Genomic DNA, 1,171 nt, shown 5'->3' on the forward strand with positions numbered 1-1,171 from the left:
CCGACTCGCATGGAACCTGTGCGCCGGCACCCTCGGAGCCGTCAACGCATCAGCGATCCTGCACGAAAACGTCGACCTCACAACCCGCATCGATGACGTGCTCACCATCCACCTGTCCGCCACACACTGACGCCGATATCCGCCTTCCCCTGAACACCGAAAACAGAGAACACTAGGGAGACTTCATGCCTGACCGCATTGCACCCAGCGACCTCTATCTGCAACTGCACGGCCAACTCGGAGTAATCAACGATCTGCTTCACCGAGTCGCCGCCAGCGCCGCCGATTACAAGCTGTACGACCCTGAAACCCTCGAAGCGGACACCCTCGGCGACGCCACCACAGGGCCCGAAACTTACGAAGCCGTACTCCGCGAGCTCGACCTCGTTGACACCGCGCTCAAGGCAACCGACGCCGCCTACAGGCGCGTCCTTGACGAAGCCAGCCGTCTCTACTTGAAAGACTGACTGCCAGGACATCATTGGAGGATCTGCGCTTGACCGACACGCGAGTACACCTCACAGAACCCCTACCTGGGCTACCCATCTACTTGACCTTCTCCGAGATCAAGCATCTACCAGACCTCACCGAGATATTCCGACAGGCCACCGAAGAAGTTACGGCGGGTACAGATCCCGAGACCATCGCCACGCGCATCAAAAGGAAAGCCAGATTCGCCAACTCCCTCTTCGAACAGGCGATGAACTATCGATACATCACCCAGTCGGGAGACTCGTCCAGCTTGATTTCCACAAGTCAGCCCGGATGGATCAACATCACCGTTCATCCCCACAACGCGGGGGAACTAAGAGTGATCGACAACTTCTTAAGCGCCCACGACGAGCTCTACGACGCGAATGCCCTGGACACAGAGACCAATCGCCCCATTCTTCTGGTGTCTTCAATAATGGATGAGACCTTCGAATGCAGGCGCACGACGAAGAGAGTCCTCGTTGTCCCCCTACATCGGATCGGTTCATTGGAAGATCTGCACGACTGGTGAATGAACACACGCGGTGCCGAAATTGTCTGCCCCGCCAAGTAACCTTCACGATGCGACGAGAAGCAGGTCGCCACACCTGCCAGACCGACGATCACTCGACGGTCCCGATCTGTAGGGAACCCCTCGGATCGGCAGCTGTGTGGCGACCTGTTTCTAGTTCGACACCAC

2 protein-coding genes are annotated in these 1,171 nt (G+C 57.7%); both read left to right on the plus strand.

What is annotated here, in order from left to right; genetic code table 11:
- Window positions 1–185: 185 nt before the first annotated feature.
- Complete coding sequence (locus R4P70_RS32600) at window positions 186–467, plus strand: hypothetical protein (RefSeq protein ID WP_064442786.1); 282 nt, start codon at window positions 186–188, stop codon at window positions 465–467.
- Window positions 468–496: 29 nt separating this feature from the next.
- Window positions 497–1,003, plus strand: a complete 507-nt coding sequence (locus tag R4P70_RS32605; RefSeq protein ID WP_317833847.1) for a hypothetical protein — start codon at window positions 497–499, stop codon at window positions 1,001–1,003.
- Window positions 1,004–1,171 lie beyond the last annotated feature (168 nt).

Origin of the sequence: Rhodococcus sp. IEGM 1241 (assembly GCF_033142365.1) — a bacterium.
Lineage (GTDB): Bacteria > Actinomycetota > Actinomycetes > Mycobacteriales > Mycobacteriaceae > Rhodococcus_F > Rhodococcus_F erythropolis.

What these genes read in the sequence shown, in the direction of transcription:
- R4P70_RS32600 (WP_064442786.1), top strand. Translation starts at nt 186, where the DNA reads ATGCCTGACCGCATTGCACCCAGCGACCTCTATCTGCAACTGCACGGC.